The 17446-nt window shown below is 65.5% G+C and carries 15 protein-coding genes; 8 read left to right on the plus strand and 7 right to left on the minus strand.

The annotated features are described in order from the left end of the window. Nucleotides 1–96: 96 nt before the first annotated feature. A complete protein-coding gene (locus L5014_RS21290) occupies nucleotides 97–309 on the minus strand; it encodes a hypothetical protein (RefSeq protein ID WP_238465722.1) in 213 nt (70 codons plus the stop codon). Nucleotides 310–861: 552 nt separating this feature from the next. Here L5014_RS21290 and L5014_RS21295 point away from each other — a divergent pair. From L5014_RS21295 to L5014_RS21315, 5 genes are all read left to right on the plus strand, one after another. Continuing rightward, the gene (locus L5014_RS21295; protein WP_238465723.1) at nucleotides 862–4053 is read left to right on the plus strand and encodes an efflux RND transporter permease subunit; all 3192 of its coding nucleotides are present in this window, start codon (nucleotides 862–864) and stop codon (nucleotides 4051–4053) included. A 36-nt stretch (nucleotides 4054–4089) separates the two neighbouring features. Further along, nucleotides 4090–5352, plus strand: a complete 1263-nt coding sequence (locus L5014_RS21300; protein WP_238465724.1) for an efflux RND transporter periplasmic adaptor subunit — start codon at nucleotides 4090–4092, stop codon at nucleotides 5350–5352. A gap of 86 nt (nucleotides 5353–5438) precedes the next feature. Then, nucleotides 5439–6947, plus strand: a complete 1509-nt coding sequence (locus L5014_RS21305) for an efflux transporter outer membrane subunit (protein WP_238465789.1) — start codon at nucleotides 5439–5441, stop codon at nucleotides 6945–6947. A gap of 100 nt (nucleotides 6948–7047) precedes the next feature. Next, a complete protein-coding gene (locus tag L5014_RS21310; protein ID WP_238465725.1) occupies nucleotides 7048–8304 on the plus strand; it encodes an MFS transporter in 1257 nt (418 codons plus the stop codon). A 242-nt stretch (nucleotides 8305–8546) separates the two neighbouring features. Continuing rightward, nucleotides 8547–8732: a hypothetical protein gene (locus tag L5014_RS21315; protein WP_035523451.1), complete on the plus strand. Its 186-nt coding sequence runs from the start codon at nucleotides 8547–8549 to the stop codon at nucleotides 8730–8732. Nucleotides 8733–8824: 92 nt separating this feature from the next. Here L5014_RS21315 and L5014_RS21320 read toward each other — a convergent pair whose 3' ends face one another. Beyond that, nucleotides 8825–9859 carry a fatty acid desaturase gene (locus tag L5014_RS21320; protein WP_238465726.1) on the minus strand — a complete coding sequence of 345 codons (1035 nt, stop codon included), beginning with the start codon at nucleotides 9857–9859 and terminating at the stop codon, nucleotides 8825–8827. Nucleotides 9860–10096: 237 nt separating this feature from the next. After that, nucleotides 10097–11140, minus strand: a complete 1044-nt coding sequence (gene mgrA / locus L5014_RS21325; RefSeq protein WP_238465727.1) for an L-glyceraldehyde 3-phosphate reductase — start codon at nucleotides 11138–11140, stop codon at nucleotides 10097–10099. A gap of 195 nt (nucleotides 11141–11335) precedes the next feature. On the opposite strand from mgrA, the gene L5014_RS21330 reads away from it, so the two are divergent. Then, a complete protein-coding gene (locus L5014_RS21330; RefSeq protein ID WP_238465790.1) occupies nucleotides 11336–11542 on the plus strand; it encodes a DUF3185 family protein in 207 nt (68 codons plus the stop codon). 67 nt (nucleotides 11543–11609) lie between these two features. On the opposite strand, the gene L5014_RS21335 is transcribed toward L5014_RS21330, so the two are convergent. Continuing rightward, nucleotides 11610–12374, minus strand: a complete 765-nt coding sequence (locus L5014_RS21335) for a phytanoyl-CoA dioxygenase family protein (protein WP_238465728.1) — start codon at nucleotides 12372–12374, stop codon at nucleotides 11610–11612. 567 nt (nucleotides 12375–12941) lie between these two features. Here L5014_RS21335 and L5014_RS21340 point away from each other — a divergent pair. Further along, nucleotides 12942–13301 carry a hypothetical protein gene (locus L5014_RS21340; protein ID WP_238465729.1) on the plus strand — a complete coding sequence of 120 codons (360 nt, stop codon included), beginning with the start codon at nucleotides 12942–12944 and terminating at the stop codon, nucleotides 13299–13301. Between the two features lie 124 nt (nucleotides 13302–13425). On the opposite strand, the gene metK is transcribed toward L5014_RS21340, so the two are convergent. Beyond that, nucleotides 13426–14613, minus strand: a complete 1188-nt coding sequence (gene metK / locus L5014_RS21345; protein ID WP_238465730.1) for a methionine adenosyltransferase — start codon at nucleotides 14611–14613, stop codon at nucleotides 13426–13428. 272 nt (nucleotides 14614–14885) lie between these two features. On the opposite strand from metK, the gene L5014_RS21350 reads away from it, so the two are divergent. Beyond that, complete coding sequence (locus tag L5014_RS21350) at nucleotides 14886–15770, plus strand: lipid A biosynthesis lauroyl acyltransferase (protein ID WP_238465731.1); 885 nt, start codon at nucleotides 14886–14888, stop codon at nucleotides 15768–15770. Nucleotides 15771–16030: 260 nt separating this feature from the next. On the opposite strand, the gene L5014_RS21355 is transcribed toward L5014_RS21350, so the two are convergent. Both L5014_RS21355 and L5014_RS21360 read right to left on the minus strand, forming a co-directional pair. Further along, nucleotides 16031–16306, minus strand: a complete 276-nt coding sequence (locus L5014_RS21355; protein ID WP_238465791.1) for a hypothetical protein — start codon at nucleotides 16304–16306, stop codon at nucleotides 16031–16033. A gap of 184 nt (nucleotides 16307–16490) precedes the next feature. Next, nucleotides 16491–17234, minus strand: coding sequence for a hypothetical protein (locus L5014_RS21360; RefSeq protein ID WP_238465732.1), 744 nt, complete (start codon nucleotides 17232–17234; stop codon nucleotides 16491–16493). Nucleotides 17235–17446: the final 212 nt, after the last annotated feature.

The following is a 17446-nucleotide window of genomic DNA, read 5'->3' on the forward strand; positions in this document are numbered from 1 at the left end:
CGCCGCGCCGGCGAGGCCAGGTCAAATTCGGGCCAAACTCGGGGTAACTTCAGTTCATTCAGTTCGCCCAGTTTGCAGTTCAAATTGGGGGCGCGCTCAGTGCAGATTCGCGCCGACGGGCATGACGTGCTCGCCCGTATCTATCAGATCCACCAGAAAAAAGGGTTCGGTGTTGAGCTGCTTCGACGCGCCAGGCTCCCCGACGTACCACGTAACCATGGCCATGTCGCCGAGAATGCGCATCACGATGCCACGCGCGCCATGAGGCACGGCGATATGTACCGTGCGGACGATAGAACCGACTTGCATGATGTTTCCCCGTTCCCATTCCATTGCCGGCTTCCCCGCAGGAAAAGCCGATCAGTGTGCTGACAAAAACTGGTGCGCATTCGAAGTTGCGCACACATCCAACCTGCTCCGGCGGGCCACTGCCTCGCTTCATTTCTGCTTCACTGCCTCTTCACTACAGCTTTTCCGATGCCCGCTCGCGCGCTTCGGACCCAACCAACCCAACCGGTTTACGCATTTTTGCCTCATTTGGGCCGCTTGCGCAAAGCAAAAAATAGGGGGGCAGCTCGCGCCCCCATTCGACTTACAAAAACCTGACTGTAACAGACGGTAAACACGGTCCGCGGCGCTTGTGAAGCCGTGCCTCCAAAAGTACTCTGACTATTTGGGGCAAGCGTTATAGTCCTGCCCAAAGGAGACATCCGATAACAGCATGACAACTGCGCGATGACCGCGCGATAGCTGCGTACTGATATCGGCCATAACACCGCTGCCCAGGACCCGGACGCCATTGCGCCATTGGCCCGAGTCCTCGCGCGGCGCACCGCCACAAGCGAAGGAATCTGCCGTTCCATGTGGATCGTCCGGCTCGCACTCAAGCGCCCCTACACGTTCATCGTGCTGGCGCTTCTGCTATTGATCGTCGGTCCGCTGACGATCCTGCGCACGCCCACGGACATCTTCCCGAATATCGACATTCCCGTGCTGTCGGTCATCTGGACCTACACGGGGCTGCCCGCCGACGAGATGTCGCGCCGCATCGCCATCAACTACGAGCGCGGGCTCTCGGTGGCCGTCAACGACATCGAGCACACCGAGTCCACCTCGCTCAACGGCGTGACGGTCGTGAAGATCTTCTTCCAGCCGCACGCCAACGTGGACGAGGCGCTGGCCGAGGTCACGTCGCTCTCGCAGGCGCAACTGCGCTCGCTGCCGCCCGGCATCAACCCGCCGTTCATCCTGCGCTACAACGCCTCGACGGTGCCGATCCTGCGCCTGTCGCTTTCCTCGCCGGAGCTCACCGAGCAGGAGCTGTTCGACTACGGCAACAACTTCCTCAAGACGCAACTCGCCACGGTGCCGGGCGCCTCCGCGCCGCTGCCCTATGGCGGCAAGCAGCGGCAGATCATGGTCGACATCGACCAGCGCGCGCTACAGCAGCACAACCTCTCGCCCATGGACGTGGTGAACGCCATCAGCGCGCAGAACCTGATCCTGCCCTCGGGCACGGCGAAGATCGGCGCGGCCGAATATTCGGTGCTGATGAACGCGAGCCCCAGCACCCTAGCAGGGCTGAACGACATCCCTGTGAAAACCACGGCGGCGGGCACCATCTATATTCGCGATGTCGCGCACGTGCGCGACGGCTTCGTGCCGCAAACCAATATCGTGCGCGTGAATGGGCAACGCGCGTCGCTGCTCACCATCAACAAGAGCGGCAACACGTCCACGCTCGAGATCGTCGACCGCATCAAGGAGATGATGCCGACGCTGCACAATCTCGTGCCGCCCTCGTTCAACATCGACCCGGTCGCCGACCAGTCGCTGTTCGTGCGTGCTGCCGTGCAGGGGGTGCTGCGCGAGGCGCTCATCGCCGCCGCGCTCACCGCGCTCATGATCCTGCTTTTCCTTGGCAACTGGCGCGCGACGCTCATCATCGCCATCTCCATTCCGCTTTCGATGATCACTTCGATCATCGCGCTCGCGGCGCTAGGCGAGACCATCAACATCATGACGCTCGGCGGCCTCGCGCTCGCCGTCGGCATACTCGTTGATGACGCAACGGTCGCCATCGAAAACATCAGCCAGCAGCTCGAACAGGGCAAGACGCTCGAACAGGCGATTCTCGACGGCGCGCACCAGATCGCGGTGCCCACGCTGGTTTCCACGCTCTCCATCTGCATCGTGTTCGTGCCGATGTTCCTGCTCACGGGCGTCGCGCATTATCTGTTCATTCCGCTCGCTGAAGCCGTGGTGTTCGCGATGCTCGCGTCGTACTTCTTCTCGCGCACGCTGGTGCCCACGCTCGCGAAGTATCTGCTGCGCTATCACCACAAGCCCGCCGATCTCCATCACATGCATGCGGGCACGCGCAATCCATTCATGCGCATCCACCTCGCGTTCGAGCGCGGTTTCGAGCGCACGCGCGTGCGCTATCGCGCGTTTCTCGCGGCGCGCGTCGCGCATCCCGTGTGGTTCGTGACGGCGTTTCTCGCGTGCTGCGCTCTTTCACTGCTGTTGCTGCCGTTTCTCGGCCGCGACTTCTTTCCGGAGGTGGATGCGGGCACCATCGCGCTGCACCTGCGCGCCAAAACCGGCACACGCGTGGAGGAAACCGCCGTCATCACCGACCGCATCGACAAGCGCATCCGCCAGCTGATTCCCGCGCGCGAACTGCATTCGATCATCGATAACATCGGCTTGCCGGTTTCGGGCATCAATCTCTCGTACAGCAACACCGGCACGATCGGCACCTCGGACGCCGACGTGCTGATCTCGCTAAACGAAGACCACCACCCCACGGCCGATTACGTGCGCCTGCTGCGCCGCACGCTCAACGACACATTCCCGGGCGTCCAGTTCGCCTTCCTGCCCGCCGATATCGTGAGCCAGACGCTGAACTTCGGCATGCCCGCGCCCATCGACGTGCAGATCACGGGCCGCGACGTGGACGCCAACCGCGCCTTCGCGGCGCGCCTGCTCGCGAAATTGCGCGGCGTGCCGGGTCTCGCCGACGCGCGCATCCAGCAGCCCGCCGACCTGCCGCGCATCTTCATCGACGTGGACCGCACGCGCGCGCAGCAAGCGGGCTTCACGCAAAAGGACGTGGCGAGCGACCTGCTCATCACGCTCTCGGGCAGCCAGCAGACCACGCCCACGTTCTGGCTCAATCCCATGAACGGCGTGAGCTACAACGTCATCACCGAAGCGCCGCAGTACACGATCGATTCGCTGCAATCGCTCGCTAATATTCCGCTCACCGCGAACGGGCGCAGCAATATCCTGGGCTCGCTCGCGAGCATGCACCGCGTGGCCGGCGACGCGGTCGTCACGCACTACAACGCGCAGACCACCGTCGACATCTATGCCAGCGCGGACGGCCGCGATCTGGGCGCGGTCTCCGACGACGTCGAGAAAATCATTCGCGAATCAAGCAAAACGCAGGACGATTTGCCCAAAGGCTCGACGATCCGTCTACGCGGCCAGGTCGAGACGATGAACCATTCGTTCTCCGGATTACTGGGCGGCCTCGTGTTCGCCATCGTGCTCGTGTACCTCTTGATCGTCGTGAATTTCCAATCGTGGCTCGACCCGTTCATCATCATCTCGGCACTGCCCGGCGCGCTCGCGGGCATCGTCTGGATGCTGTTCCTCACGCATACGACGCTTTCCATTCCCGCGCTCACGGGCGCCATCATGTGTATCGGCATCGCCACGGCGAACTCGATTCTCGTGATCAGCTTCGCGCGCGAGCAGTTGCGCGAACACGGCGACGCCACGCGCGCCGCCATCGAGGCGGGCTTCACGCGCTTTCGTCCAGTGCTGATGACGGCGCTCGCGATGGTGATCGGCATGGTGCCGATGGCCATCGGCCTGGGCGAAGGCGGCGAGCAGAATGCGCCGCTCGGGCGCGCCGTGATCGGCGGGCTCGCGGTGGGCACGCTCGCGACGCTGATCTTCGTGCCCGTGGTGTTCTCGCTCGTGTATCGCAAGCTCGGCGAGCGCCGCCAGCGCGCCATTGAAAACGTAGTGCCCAAATCATGACGACGATTCCCTTTTCTCCTTCGACGCGGAGCCGCCATGCAGCCGGGCCACGCTGACGCGCCGCCGCCGCAAGGGCCACACGGGCCGAACGGACCGCATGGACCGCATGGACCGCACGGACCGCATGGACCACGGCGGCCGCAAGATCCGCATGGCCCGCGCGGCGACCGGCACAAAAAACGCCGCTGGCCGCTCGTGCTCGCGGCGCTCGTGGTGATCGCGCTGGCCGCACAGGGCATCTGGTCGCGTCACAACGCGCACGCCGCGCTCGAGCGCGAAGCGCAACGCGCAAGCACGCTGAGCGTGCAGGTGGTCACGCCGCAGCGCTCCGAGCGCGCGCTCGATCTCGTGCTGCCCGGCAATGTGCAAGCGTTTCTGGACACGCCCATTTACGCGCGCACCAACGGCTATCTGCGCAAGTGGTACGCGGATATCGGCGCGCACGTAAAGGCAGGGCAGTTGCTCGCCGAGATCGATGCGCCCGAAGTCGACGACCAGTTGCGCGCCGCACGCGCCGATCTCGCGAACGCCGAAGCCAACTACGCGCTCGCGAAAACGACCGCCGGGCGCTGGACGCAGATGCTGCAAACCCGCTCCGTGGCAAAACAGGACGCCGACGAGAAGACCGGCGACATGCTCGCGAAAAAGGCGACGCTCGACGCAGCGCGCTTCAACGTCTCGCGGCTCTCGCAGTTGCAGTCGTACGAAAAGGTGAGCGCGCCGTTCGACGGCATCGTCACGGCGCGCAATGTCGACGTGGGCGCGCTGATCGACGCTGGCAGCTCGGGCGGGCAGCAAAAGGAACTGTTCCATGTCGCGCAGGCCGACCGCCTGCGCGTCTATGCGAACGTGCCGCAGGCGTACGCGCAGCAGATCCGCGCGAATGAGCACGCGTATCTCACGCTCAACGAAACGCAAGGCAAGCGCTATCCGGGCGTGGTCGCGCGCACCGCGGGCGCGGTCGACCCGCAGCAGCGCACGCTGCTCGTGGAAGTGGACGTCGACAATCCCAACGGCGATCTGCTGCCCGGCGCCTATGTGCAAGTGCATTTCGCGCTCGACGGCAAGGCCACGCCGCTCACGCTGCCGGGCAACGCGTTCCTGTTCCGGCCCGATGGCGTGAAAGTCGCGACCGTCGGCGCGGACAACCGCGTGAAGCTCGTCAAAGTCACGCTCGGCGTGGACTTCGGCACGCGCGTGGCGGTGGCCGCGGGACTCGCGGGCAACGAGCGCGTGATCGTGAACCCGCAGGATTCGATCGTCGATGGAACGCCGGTGCGCGTCGTCGGGAAGCCATGAAAGCCACTATGAAGGCGACCATGAGGGCGACCATGAAGGCGACCATGAAGCGCGCCATCGGCCCGAGCGCTTTCGCGCGGCTCAGCATGCCGCGCCGCGCGGCGCTCTGCAGCGCCCTCACCGTCCTTGGCGTCCTGATCGTCCTTAGCGCCGCGCTCGCGGGCTGCAAGGTCGGCCCCGACTACGTGCGTCCGAAGGTCGGCATCGCCGCCACGTACAAGGAGCTCGAAGGCAGCGGCTGGACGCCCGCGCAACCTGCCGATACCGCGCCGCGCGGCCCCTGGTGGTCGATCTATGGCGACGCGCAACTGGACGCGCTCGAAGCTCGGGCCGCGCAGGCGAACCAGAACGTGCAGGCCGCGCAGGCGCACTTTCGCGCCGCGCGCGCGAACGTCGCGCAGCAGCGCTCGAGCTTCTTCCCGACCGTGACGGCGGGCGCGGACTACTCGCGCGCGCGTACCTCGAAGAACATCGCGTTCAAGTCGACGGCAGGCCGCACGATCAACGACTACCTCGTGGGCATCGACGCCACCTGGGAGCCCGACGTCTGGGGCCGCGTCGCGCGCGGCGTCGAAAATGCGAAGGCCAACGCGCAGGCGAGCGCCGCCGACACGCAGGCCGTGCTGCTCTCGATGCAGGCCGAGCTCGCGACCGACTACTTCGAGCTGCGCGGCCTCGACCGCGAGCGCCAGTTGCTCGACGACACGCTCGCCGCCTACCGCGAATCGCTCGCGCTCACGCAGCATCGCTACGACGGCGGCATCGCCACCGACGCCGATGTCGGCCAGGCACAGACGCAACTGCAAACCACCGAAGCGCAGGCGATCGATCTCGGCGTGCAACGCGCGCAACTCGAACACGCCATCGCGATCCTCACGGGGCAATCGCCGTCCACCTTCACGCTGCCCGTGCTGCCCGGTGCGCCGCTCACCGCCCAGGCGTTTGTCGCGCCGCCCGGCGTGCCTTCGACGCTGCTGGAGCGCCGCCCCGACATCGCCGCCGCCGAGCGCCGCGTGGCTGCCGCCAACGCGCAGGTGGGCGTGGCGCAGGCCGCGTTCTTCCCGAGCCTCATGCTCGCGGTCACAGGCGGGCTGGAGGCGACCAATTACAGCCAGTGGCTCGTCGCGCCCGCGCGCTTCTGGTCGCTCGGCCCTGCGCTCGCTGGCACGCTGCTCGACTTCGGCGGCCGCGCCGCCGTGCGCGACGCGGCGCGCGCGCAATACGACGAGAACGTCGCGCAGTATCGCGAAACCGTGCTCGATGCGTTCGGCCAGGTCGAGGACAACCTCGCGGCCTTGCGCGTGCTCGAACAGGAAGCCGTTGCGCAGGACCGCGCAGTGGCCGCCGCGAAGCGCACGCTCGCCATCGTCGAAAATCGCTACAAGAGCGGCGCGATCACGTATCTCGACGTGGTGGTCGCGCAAACCACGGCGCTCTCCAGCGAGCGCCAGGCCGTGAGCATCGCGCGCCGGCGTCTCGCGGCGAGCGTCGCGCTCGTGAAGGCGCTGGGCGGCGGCTGGAGCACGGCGGCCCTGCCCTCGGACGACGCGCTCGTGCATCCGCCCAGGTCCGCGAGCGGCAGCGAAACGCCATAAGGCCATAAGGAGCGCCCGGGCAAGCGCGGAAAGCGCGACGGCACGGATCGCGCGAAAGGCGTATCGTTGCGCCTTTGCTTTTCCGCGAGGAGTTTGAGTCGTGACTGCATCACCGGGCGCCGGGCGCAACACCGCTGCGTCCAGCACTTCGCCATCCGCCATTCCCTATATCGAGCGCGGCACGCCCGCCTTCTGGCGCGCGAGCCTCGCGTTGCTGTGCGCGGGCTACGCGACGTTTTCGCTGCTCTATTGCGTGCAGCCGCTCCTGCCCGCGTTCTCGGAGGCGTTCGGCGTGAGCCCCGCGCAGAGCAGCCTCTCGCTCTCGCTCACCACGGCGGCGCTGGCCTGCGCGATCTTCGTGGCGGGCTTCGTCTCCGAAGGCTGGAGCCGGCGCGGCATGATGACCGCCTCGCTCACCGCCTCCTCAGTGCTCACGCTCGCGGTGGCGTTCGTGCCTCACTGGCACACGCTGCTCGTGCTGCGTACGCTCGAAGGCATCGCGCTCGGCGGCGTGCCCGCGGTCGCCATGGCCTGGCTCGCCGAGGAAATGCACCCCGAGGGCCTCGGCCTCTCGATGGGCCTCTACGTGGGCGGCACCGCCATCGGCGGCATGGCGGGACGCGTGATTACAGGCATCTGCACCGATCTGTTCGGCTGGCGCGCGGCTGTTGCCGTGATCGGCGTGCTCGGGCTCGCGTCGATGTTCGCGTTTCGTGCGCTGCTGCCGCCCTCGCGCCATTTCGTGCCGAGGAGCGGACTTGGCTTCGCGCATCACCGCGCGGCGCTCATGCGCCATTTCGCGCGGCCGGGCCTCCCCGTGCTGTTCGCGCTCGGCTTCGTGCTGATGGGCAGCTTCGTCACGCTTTACAACTACATCGGCTACCGGCTGATCGCGCCGCCCTACAACATGAGCCAGGCCGCCATCGGCGCGATCTTTGTCGTCTATCTGACCGGCGTGGTCGCCTCGCCGTGGTCGGGCCGCATGGCCGACAAGTTCGGACGCTCGCCCGTGCTGATCGCCGCAATCGTGCTGATGCTCGTGGGCGTAGTGCTCACGATGTTCGCGTCGCTCGGCATGATCGCGGCGGGCATCTGCTGCCTCACCATCGGCTTCTTCGCGGGACATTCGGTAGCGAGTGGCTGGGTCGGCCGCCTCGCACGCGAAGCGAAAGGCCAGGCCGCAGCGCTCTATCTGCTCGCGTACTACCTCGGCTCGAGCATCATGGGGTCGATCGGCGGGCACTTCTGGGCCAGTTGGGGCTGGGGCGGCGTGGCAGGGCTCGTCGTGGTGCTGCTCGTGATGGGGCTGGCCGGAGCGTGGCGGCTGCGCGAACGGGAGCGCGCCGGAGCGGCCTGAGGCACGCCATGCAGCCTTGGCGGGGGACGTCGTTGTCCGCCGAACGAAAGTCGTCCGTAATCTTTCCAGCCAACGAGTGGATTGCGCGGTGCATCAGCCGCGCTACCCCGAAGCCCCGCCAGACAAGGGCTGCGCTCCGTGGTGCATCGCCATGGCAGCGCACATGCGCTGCCTTGTTCGCTAGCCTCTCCTATACTCGATTGAGGTCCGAAGCGATCACCACAATCAAACAGGAGACGAGCATGGAAGGCTACTTCACGATCGGCGACTTCGTGATGATCATCCCGATGGCCCTCGCCGGCGCGCTCTTTCTCGGCGCTGTGCCCTGCGCCACCGAGTTCAAGCACAACACGCTACGGGTGATTGGCGCGCTGATCGGTGCGCTTTGCGCCGTCGCGCTAGTGGAAACGCTGCCCGTGCTGATGTAGCGCCACGACGCTTCCATCCGTCATTCGTCTTCGTTCACTGCCGGTCGTCCGCCGCGCGCGCCCGTGAGCGCCATGTGCCGACTGGCGCCGCGTCACATCCCGACGCCCGGCTGCAATCCCTTGAACTGCCGCAGCGCCGCATGCCAATAGGGCGTGCGCGAATGTACCGACGACGCCTCCTCGGCGCACGCAAGCACCGGCAACGCCACCCACGGCAGCGTCGGATGAAGATGATGCTGCCGATGCAAATGATGATTCATGAGCAGCACGCCCAGCCCACGCGGCAGGTAAAAATCGCGCGCGCGGCCGGGTTCGTCCAGCGCCACGCCGTAATGCGGCAGGTTATCGGCGAGCGAGAGCCACAGCCCGCGCAGATACATCGCCACGGCCAGCACCGGCCACGCCTTCCCATAGAGCCAGAAAGCGAGTCCATAGAGCGCAAGCGAGCAGAGCCCGTCGCGACGCGCGCGGCGGCGCCTCACGGGATCGGCGGCGTGGTTCGCGAATAGCCGCTGCACGTGCTGGCCATCGCCGTCATGCGTGCCCACGCCGCGCACGACCAGCGCCTGCGCCATGCGCGCCGGCACGAACGCAAGCAGCGGCGCGAGCAGCTCGGCCGCGTAGAGCCCACCCAGCAGCCGCACATACCACGCGATCCGGCGCAGCCAGCGCGGCCCTCGCGCATCGTCGACATCGGGACGATCGAACGCCTCGCGCGTGAAGCGGTGATGCATCAGGTGTCCGAACCGCACCGCGTCGAACGGTATCGCAAGGCCGATCGCGAGCAGGCGCGCGGCGGCTTCGTTGGCGCGCCGCGAAGGCAGTAACTGCCCATGTATGCCTTCATGGATCAAGCCCCAATGGATCGGCGTGACAAGCACGACCGGCACGACCAGCACGAGCGACGCCAGAAGCGCGAACGACACGCCGCCCGCCGCGTGCAGGAGCAGCGGCAAGCCGAATAGCTGATACGCGAGCGCGAGCCCGGCAACGGCAATGAGCGCGACGTTCGCCCCCACGTGCGGAGCGCGCGGCAACGCCTGCGCAGCGGACTGCGGCGCTAACTGCGGGGCTGACTGCGGAGCGGCCCCTGCGGATACGGGACGAACGGCGCTCGTGGACTCCATCGACATTCCTCGCGGCAAAGATTGCCGCGACGTTAGCAGTGCCGCGTGACAGGCCGAAGACTTGCCAACGAAGTGCCCACAACGTCCCGAACGCGCCGACGCAAGACGTGAAGCACTGCCGCAAAACGCCTCCACGCAAGCACAAAACACATCGACAAAAAAAACCGCCTCGCATGATGCGAGGCGGTTTCTGGAGACGCTATCGGTAGCAGCGGTAAAAGCGGTAAAACAGCGCCCTTAGATATGCTGATCCGTCGACGGCTTCTCCCACAGATTCAAGTCGCCCTCGGTCGCGTAGCGGTCGATCTCCGCCAGCTCTTCCTTCGAGAATTCGAGGTTCTTCAGCGCGGCGACATTCTCGCGGACCTGCTCCGCGCGGCTCGCACCGATCAGCGCCGAGGTTACGCGGCCGCCGCGCAGCGTCCACGCGATCGCCATCTGCGCGAGGCTTTGGCCGCGACGCTGGGCCAGTTCGTTGAGCTTGCGCACGTGCTCGATGTTCTGCGCGCTCAGGTGCTCGCTCTTGAGCGAGCCGCCACCCGGACGGTTCACGCGTGCATCCTCGGGCACGCCGTTCAGATACTTGCTCGTGAGCAGCCCCTGCGCGAGCGGCGTAAACGCGATGCTGCCCGTACCGAGATCGTCGAGCGTATCGAGCAGTTCATGCTCGATCCAGCGGTTAAGCATGTTGTACGACGGCTGATGAATCAGCAGCGGCACCTTGTACTCGGCGAGCAGCTTCGCCATCTCGCGCGTCTTCACGGCCGAATACGACGAGATGCCCACATAGAGGGCCTTGCCCTGCTGAACCGCCGTGGCGAGTGCGCCGGCGGTTTCCTCCAGCGGCGTCTCCACGTCGAAGCGGTGCGAATAGAAGATGTCGACGTAATCGAGGCCCATGCGCTTCAGGCTCTGGTCGAGGCTCGCGAGCACGTACTTGCGCGAGCCGCCGCCCTGGCCGTAGGGACCCGGCCACATGTCCCAGCCGGCCTTCGACGAGATCAGCAGCTCGTCGCGGTAAGGACGGAAATCGTCCTTGAAAATGCGGCCGAAATTGGTTTCCGCGCTGCCGTAGGGCGGGCCGTAATTGTTCGCGAGATCGAAATGCGTGATGCCGAGATCGAAGGCCGTGCGCAGGATGTCGCGCTGCGTCGAAATCGGCGTGGTGTCGCCAAAGTTGTGCCACAGCCCGAGCGACAGCGCCGGCAGCTTGAGTCCCGACTTGCCGCAAAAGCGGTATTGCATCTCCGAATAGCGTTCAGCAGCGGCTTCGTAGGCCATCGTTCGAATCCTCGACGAAATGAGGGAATAACAGGGACCAGCACGGGGACCAGCAGAGGGTCCGCGAGGTGCGCGGGCTGTCATGGTAGCCAATCCGCGCATCGTGTGCAGATGCCCACCATGTGGGATGCGCGGATGGACGCCACGGCGACGCTCGCCTACACTGCGGCGTTCGTCATACCCCGGGAGGTCTTCATGGTCAAAGCGATTTCGTTCGCGCTGATCGCCTGCGGCGTCGTGCTGCTCTACTTTGGCGGCCAGTCGTTTCACTCGTTCTCGAACGATGTCTCGCGCGCATTCACCGGCGCGCCCACCGACCGCACGATGATCCTGATCGTGGGCGGCGTGGCCGCGACCATTGCCGGCATCACCGGCCTCGCGATTTCGGGGCGCCGGCGCTAAGGCACGCGGCGCCTCGGTGCGAGCATGCGGGCAGGTGTGCATGTGAGCGCACCCGCCCGCAGCGCACTCACACCAGCTTCACCTCGGGCAGCGAAGCCGAGCGCGTGCCCGGCAGCGGCACGTTGCTCGCGCCGTGGTAGGTGAACACGAGCGAGAACTTCACGTCGCCGCTCAGGTTCTGGCCTGCCGAATGCAGTGTGTTGCAGTGGAAGAACACGACGTCGCCCGCTTTGAGCGCGGGCGAGGTCGCACGATTGATCCACGCCTGGTTCTCGGGCAGGTCGGCGCGGAAGAATTTCGCGGCGTCGAAGCGCTCCGAGGTGAATGGCTCCGTATGCGAGCCCGGCACGAGCCACAGGCCGCCGTTCTCGACGGTCTCCGGTCCGAGTGCGAGCCACACCGACACCAGGTCGTCGCGCTCGAACGACCAGTAGCGCGAGTCGCGATGCCAGCCCGTGAGGCTGCCGTACATCGGGTGCTTGGTCATCATGCAGTTGTGATGGGCACGCGAGAGCACCGGCTCCTCGCCGAAATACAACTCCATCCAGCCGGCGATTTCGGGCGAGGTCGCCCACTCGCGAAAACGCGCATGACGCGAATACGCGTCGAGCAAGCGGCGCACCGTATGGCCGCCGGGCGCGTTTTTCGACTCGGGCGCGCCGGGATAACGCAGATCGGCTTCGAATTCGAGCGGCGCGGCGGCCGCGTGCAATTGCTCCAGCGCCACGCGCTTGATCTCGTCGCACCGCTCTGGCGAGACGAGCCCCGGCACGACCACGAAGCCGCGCTCGCTCAGCGCCTGCACCTGTTCCTTTTTGGATTGGACTGACATGGGACTTCCGTTGTTCGAGGCCTGCGAAGGCCGCAGCCGTGAAAGGCTGCGGCAACGGCGGCGCTTGTACCAATGCTGCTTGTTCGACTTGTGCGCGCCGCCAACCGCTCGATTGTAAAACGTGCGCGCACGCGCGGAGGGGGTCGCCACGCACAACCCTGATGCAAATGCACCTCGACGGTGCCAAAGGGCGAGGGGAAGACCGCCAATGAGCTGCCTCAAACTTGAGCAGACGCGGGTATTAACCGACTTTCGGGTGTCATGGTTCGCGTGTACTCTGCGCGGATGCTATGTTTTCACCCAGAACATCGCCCAGAACATCAATCGCGTGCAGGGGCCGCCACCGGAGCCCCGTCCATCAAGGCCGCGCGATACCCGAAGTGCGCCAGGCATGAACCCGCAGTCCGCACCGACGCGCCGTCTCTTGCTTCGCGCGCGCCGCACAATTCATCCCATGGGTTTCCGTCATCGTGACCGTCCTGTAGACGGGCACGTTTGCTGCTCGAATCGATGTGCCGCGCGAAGCATCGCGCAAGGCCACTCTCCGAACCTGACACCGCACACGCCATGCACACCCTTTTCAGTACCCGCCGCATGACCCATGCTGCCCTGAAGGCGGCGCGTCCCGCCCGCCGTCACGTCGTGCGCGCCCTGCGCCACCATGCCGCACGCACGCGCGCACTCGCCCAGCAAGTGCGCGGCGTCCGCGCCGTGGATGGCATGCGCACGTGGTTCCACTCCTTCTTCTCGGTACTGCGCCTGCGCGCAGGCGCGCGCCACTTCTCGCTGCGCACGCTGCTGTACCGTCCCAACGCGACGCTGCGCACGCTCGCGGCGCCCGCGACCGTGCACACGGCGCGCAACGCCCGCCGCCCGCGCCGCATGGGCGCCAGCAGCACGGGCTGGTTCGGCTTCGCCATGCGCTGACAAAACCCTGCGCCAGGTACGGCGCCAGAAACGAAAAACCCCGCCGGGACATGCGTCCTGGCGGGGTTTTTCTTCATACGAGCCAAGCAAGGCCGGCACCCGCGCCGGCCTTCGTGCGACGTGCTTACGCGAGCGCGGCCACCGGCTCCGTACCGGCCGCTTCAGCCAGCGCAAGGGCGCGGTCCGTGGCTTCCCACGAGAATTCCGGCTCTTCGCGGCCGAAGTGACCGTAAGCTGCGGTCTTCTCGTAGATCGGGCGCAGCAGGTCGAGCATCTGGATGATGCCCTTCGGACGCAAGTCGAAGTGCTCGCGCACGAGCTTCGTGATGGTGGCGTCCGAGACCTTGCCCGTGCCGAACGTGTTGACCATGACCGAAGTGGGCTCGGCCACGCCGATCGCGTAGGAGACCTGGATCAGGCAGCGCGACGCGAGGCCGGCGGCCACGATGTTCTTCGCCACGTAGCGGCCCGCGTAGGCAGCCGAGCGGTCGACCTTCGACGGATCCTTGCCCGAGAACGCGCCGCCGCCGTGCGGGGCTGCGCCGCCGTAGGTATCGACGATGATCTTGCGGCCCGTGAGACCGCAATCGCCCTGCGGGCCACCGATCACGAAGCGACCGGTCGGGTTCACGAGGAACTTGATGTCGCCCTTGATGAGCTCATGCGGCAGGACCGGCTTGATGACCTCTTCGATCACGGCTTCGCGCAGCGTCGCGAGGTCGATGTCCGGCGAGTGCTGCGTGGAGAGCACAACGGTATCGATCGCATGCGGCTTACCGTCCACATAGCGCACGGTGACCTGGGACTTTGCGTCCGGACGCAGCCAGGGCAGACGGCCGTCGCGGCGCAGGTTCGACTGGCGCTCGACCAGACGATGCGAGAGGTGAATCGGCAGCGGCATCAGCTCGGGCGTTTCGTCGCACGCATAGCCGAACATCAGGCCCTGGTCGCCGGCGCCCTGGTCGAGGTTGTTGTCGTGCGCGCGGTCCACGCCCTGGGCGATATCCGGCGACTGCTTGTCGTAGGCGACGAGCACCGCGCAGCCGCGGTAGTCGATGCCGTAATCGGTGTTGTCGTAGCCGATGCGCTTGATGGTGTCGCGCGCGACCTGGATGTAGTCGACGTTCGCGGTCGTGGTGATTTCGCCTGCGAGGACGACGAGACCCGTGTTGCACAGCGTTTCAGCGGCAACGCGCGAGTATTTGTCCTGCGTGAGGATGGCGTCGAGAATCGCGTCCGAGATCTGGTCGGCGACCTTGTCCGGATGGCCTTCCGAGACGGATTCCGAAGTGAAGAAGTAGTCGTTTGCCACGTGTGAGGCTCCTTGTAGCTGGTGACGGTTATATTCACGTAGCCAGCTTCGGGAGCTTTGAAGCGGCGACGCTTTAGCGGATTACCTGCCCGGTTGGCGCCTGGCTCGTGGATGAAACACACGACCCGCTGCCCTGCCGGCTTCGCCCCGCAAGTTGTCTATTAACTCGGCGAAGCCCTTATTATAGCGACTTCCCTAATTTGCCGCAGAGTCATACCGCGTGCCGACCATCGCACCTTTCTTTGTTTCCTCGCATTCCACGGGAGCCGCGCATGCTCGGTAAGCTCGGCTCCCGTTTCGCCATCGGCTTGCTCAAGCTCTTCGCGATCCTGCCCTATGGACTTGTCGCCCGTTTCGGCGACGGCCTCGGGTGGCTGCTCTACCAGATCCCTAGCCGGCGCAAGCGCGTGGTCCACACCAATCTGCGCCTGTGCTTTCCCGAATGGAGCGACGACAAGCGCGAGGAAGTCGCGGGCCTGCACTTTCGCCACGCGATCCGCAGCTACATCGAGCGCAGCGTGCAGTGGTTCGGCTCGGCGAAGAAGCTCGAAAAGCTTATCGAGCTCGACAGCGAAGTGGATCTTTCCGACCCCAATCTGCCGCCCACCCTCTTTCTCGGGCTGCACTTCGTCGGCATCGAAGCCGGCTCGATGTTCCTCAACTACTCGCTGCATCGCCCGTGCGGCTCGCTCTACCAGCCGTTCTCGAACCCCGAGTTCGAAGCCGCCGCGAAGGCGGGCCGCAGCCGCTTCGGTGCCGAGATGGAGAGCCGCGCGGACAGCGCGCGCATCGTGCTGCGCTGGCTGCGCGACAAAAAGCCTGTGATGCTCGGCGCGGACATGGACTACGGCATGCGCAACTCGACGTTCGTGCCGTTCTTCGGCGTGCCCACCTGCACGCTGACCGCCGTGGGGCGTCTCGCAAAGGTGGGCCGCGCGCAGGTCGTGCCGTTCATCGGCGAAGTGCTGCCCAATTACAAGGGTTATCGGCTCAAAGTGTTCAAGCCTTGGGACAACTACCCCACCGGCGACGACGAACAGGACGCACGCCGCATGAACGCCTTCCTCGAAGAGCAGATTCCGCGCATTCCCGAGCAGTACTACTGGGTTCACAAGCGCTTCAAGACGCGCCCGCCCGGCGAGCCGAGCGTTTATTGATAGCGGCGGATAGCGCGGGCGAGCGCCCGCGCGTCGCTCTTGCGTCCGGCTGCGCGCACTGACTCGGCGGCGATTGTTCCTCCTTTAGTTTGTTCCTCCTTTAATCACGAAGTGCGCGGCATCGACGCCCGTTGACTATTCGCCCGCGCGGGGGCCGGTAACACCGCGCACCGTAGCAGCGCAACGCACTGGCACCGCGAAAGACCGGAGCGCGAGCCACCCCACATGGGGCGGCTTCGGGTTTCCGTCAGCGAGCGGGGTTACGGCTGTGAGGGCTTGTCGATCGGCTCTTGCGTGACCGACATGAATTGCTCGATATCGGGCTGGCCGAGCGCAATCAGATTGAGCATCGCAACGCCAAGCCGGCGTGCGAATTCGTCATCCAGCTTGAAATCGTACTCGTCAAGAAGAATCGGCATTTCGATTTTGCCGGCCACAAGTGGAGCCAGCTTCGCCGGATCCACGGTTTGCACCGTGAGCTTTTGGTGGTCCTCCGCGTAGGTGAGAACCACGGAATACGGCGGATGCTTTGCCATTAATACCCTCTGCACTGTTGATAGTTCTGGAATGCCTGTTGTTTGCATAGCGAAATTCCGCGTGCCCCTCCCATCGGGCCGCCGAGTGCGTTGCACAAGTCCATGTCTCGCTCGTATTGCGCGAAGCACTCAGCTTCGTCCGCATCGCTTGCGCCCCGCGCCGCGAGTTCCATTACATCATCGCTCAAGCCGTCTGACGTGTACTCGAACGGCTGCGCATCGCCGAGCGGTGTTGAGGCGTCGCCAGTGCCATCGCTGAACGCGTCACCCTCAAGCGCTTCGCTGTCGTCATCGCCGCCACCGCCAAGCAAAGCGCCGGCCGCCCCTTCGACCGCTCCAAGCCAGTCAAAGCCGCTGCTCGAACGGGCGTTTCCCGTGGCCCGCGCAGCAACCGGCACGTAGGCGTGCGGTCAATAAAGAACCCGTTGTCATCAAGCGGTACAAGCTGATTGTCACGCACCCCGTAGACAATCAGCTTCGGGTCGGGCACTCGCTTCGGCCAGTTTTGCGGCGCGTAGAACCGGGTCACCCGCCGGCTCCCTCGCCACGCCCGGTCAATTGCGGGAATGAGCCAGCCGTCGCGCACCGCGTCGCGAAGGATGCGCGTCACCCCGTTGCCATCGACCGGTGCAGACAGGCCCGATATGCGCAGGTGCTCCCTGATAAACAAGACATAGGCGCTGAAGTCACTACAGGCGCGCGCAGCGCGCCGGCCGGCGGAAACCCGGAACAACCGGTCGAAGTCCTGCCGGTCCTGCTCGATCTGTTCATCGCGGTCCTTGCGCGCTTTCTGAGGCTCCTCATAAGAGAGCCTCCAGCCGTGATCGACATCCTGCAAGTCACGAGCCGGCACAAGCGAACATTGCCAGTCGCTAGTCAATGGCACACACAGCGCGTTGTACGAATAACCCCATTCGGGCACGAGCATGCCTCCTCCGCATCACAGATGCCGGTAAACCTGACACACCAGCCCGCCGGATACCTTGCGCCAGGTTGACCCGCGCACGTGAAGCGAAGCGTATTTGGGGACATGCCCGCAGCCGCGACAGCGCCTGTAACAACTAAACTGCCCATTTCAAAGCGCGCGGAATGTTCAAGCGAGAGCGGGCCGCCAGCCCATCCGCGTGGGCGTGCGCGCCG

This window comes from Paraburkholderia tagetis (assembly GCF_022213065.1).
GTDB classification, from domain to species: Bacteria; Pseudomonadota; Gammaproteobacteria; order Burkholderiales; family Burkholderiaceae; genus Paraburkholderia; species Paraburkholderia tagetis.

What these genes read in the sequence shown, in the direction of transcription:
- L5014_RS21320 (WP_238465726.1), bottom strand. Translation starts at nt 9,859, where the DNA reads ATGGAGTCCACGAGCGCCGTTCGTCCCGTATCCGCAGGGGCCGCTCCG.
- L5014_RS21335 (WP_238465728.1), bottom strand. Translation starts at nt 12,374, where the DNA reads ATGTCAGTCCAATCCAAAAAGGAACAGGTGCAGGCGCTGAGCGAGCGC.
- L5014_RS21300 (WP_238465724.1), top strand. Translation starts at nt 4,090, where the DNA reads ATGCAGCCGGGCCACGCTGACGCGCCGCCGCCGCAAGGGCCACACGGG.
- L5014_RS21355 (WP_238465791.1), bottom strand. Translation starts at nt 16,306, where the DNA reads ATGGCAAAGCATCCGCCGTATTCCGTGGTTCTCACCTACGCGGAGGAC.
- L5014_RS21330 (WP_238465790.1), top strand. Translation starts at nt 11,336, where the DNA reads ATGGTCAAAGCGATTTCGTTCGCGCTGATCGCCTGCGGCGTCGTGCTG.
- L5014_RS21290 (WP_238465722.1), bottom strand. Translation starts at nt 309, where the DNA reads ATGCAAGTCGGTTCTATCGTCCGCACGGTACATATCGCCGTGCCTCAT.
- mgrA (WP_238465727.1), bottom strand. Translation starts at nt 11,140, where the DNA reads ATGGCCTACGAAGCCGCTGCTGAACGCTATTCGGAGATGCAATACCGC.
- L5014_RS21360 (WP_238465732.1), bottom strand. Translation starts at nt 17,234, where the DNA reads ATGCTCGTGCCCGAATGGGGTTATTCGTACAACGCGCTGTGTGTGCCA.
- L5014_RS21295 (WP_238465723.1), top strand. Translation starts at nt 862, where the DNA reads ATGTGGATCGTCCGGCTCGCACTCAAGCGCCCCTACACGTTCATCGTG.
- L5014_RS21340 (WP_238465729.1), top strand. Translation starts at nt 12,942, where the DNA reads ATGCACACCCTTTTCAGTACCCGCCGCATGACCCATGCTGCCCTGAAG.
- L5014_RS21350 (WP_238465731.1), top strand. Translation starts at nt 14,886, where the DNA reads ATGCTCGGTAAGCTCGGCTCCCGTTTCGCCATCGGCTTGCTCAAGCTC.
- L5014_RS21305 (WP_238465789.1), top strand. Translation starts at nt 5,439, where the DNA reads ATGCCGCGCCGCGCGGCGCTCTGCAGCGCCCTCACCGTCCTTGGCGTC.
- L5014_RS21315 (WP_035523451.1), top strand. Translation starts at nt 8,547, where the DNA reads ATGGAAGGCTACTTCACGATCGGCGACTTCGTGATGATCATCCCGATG.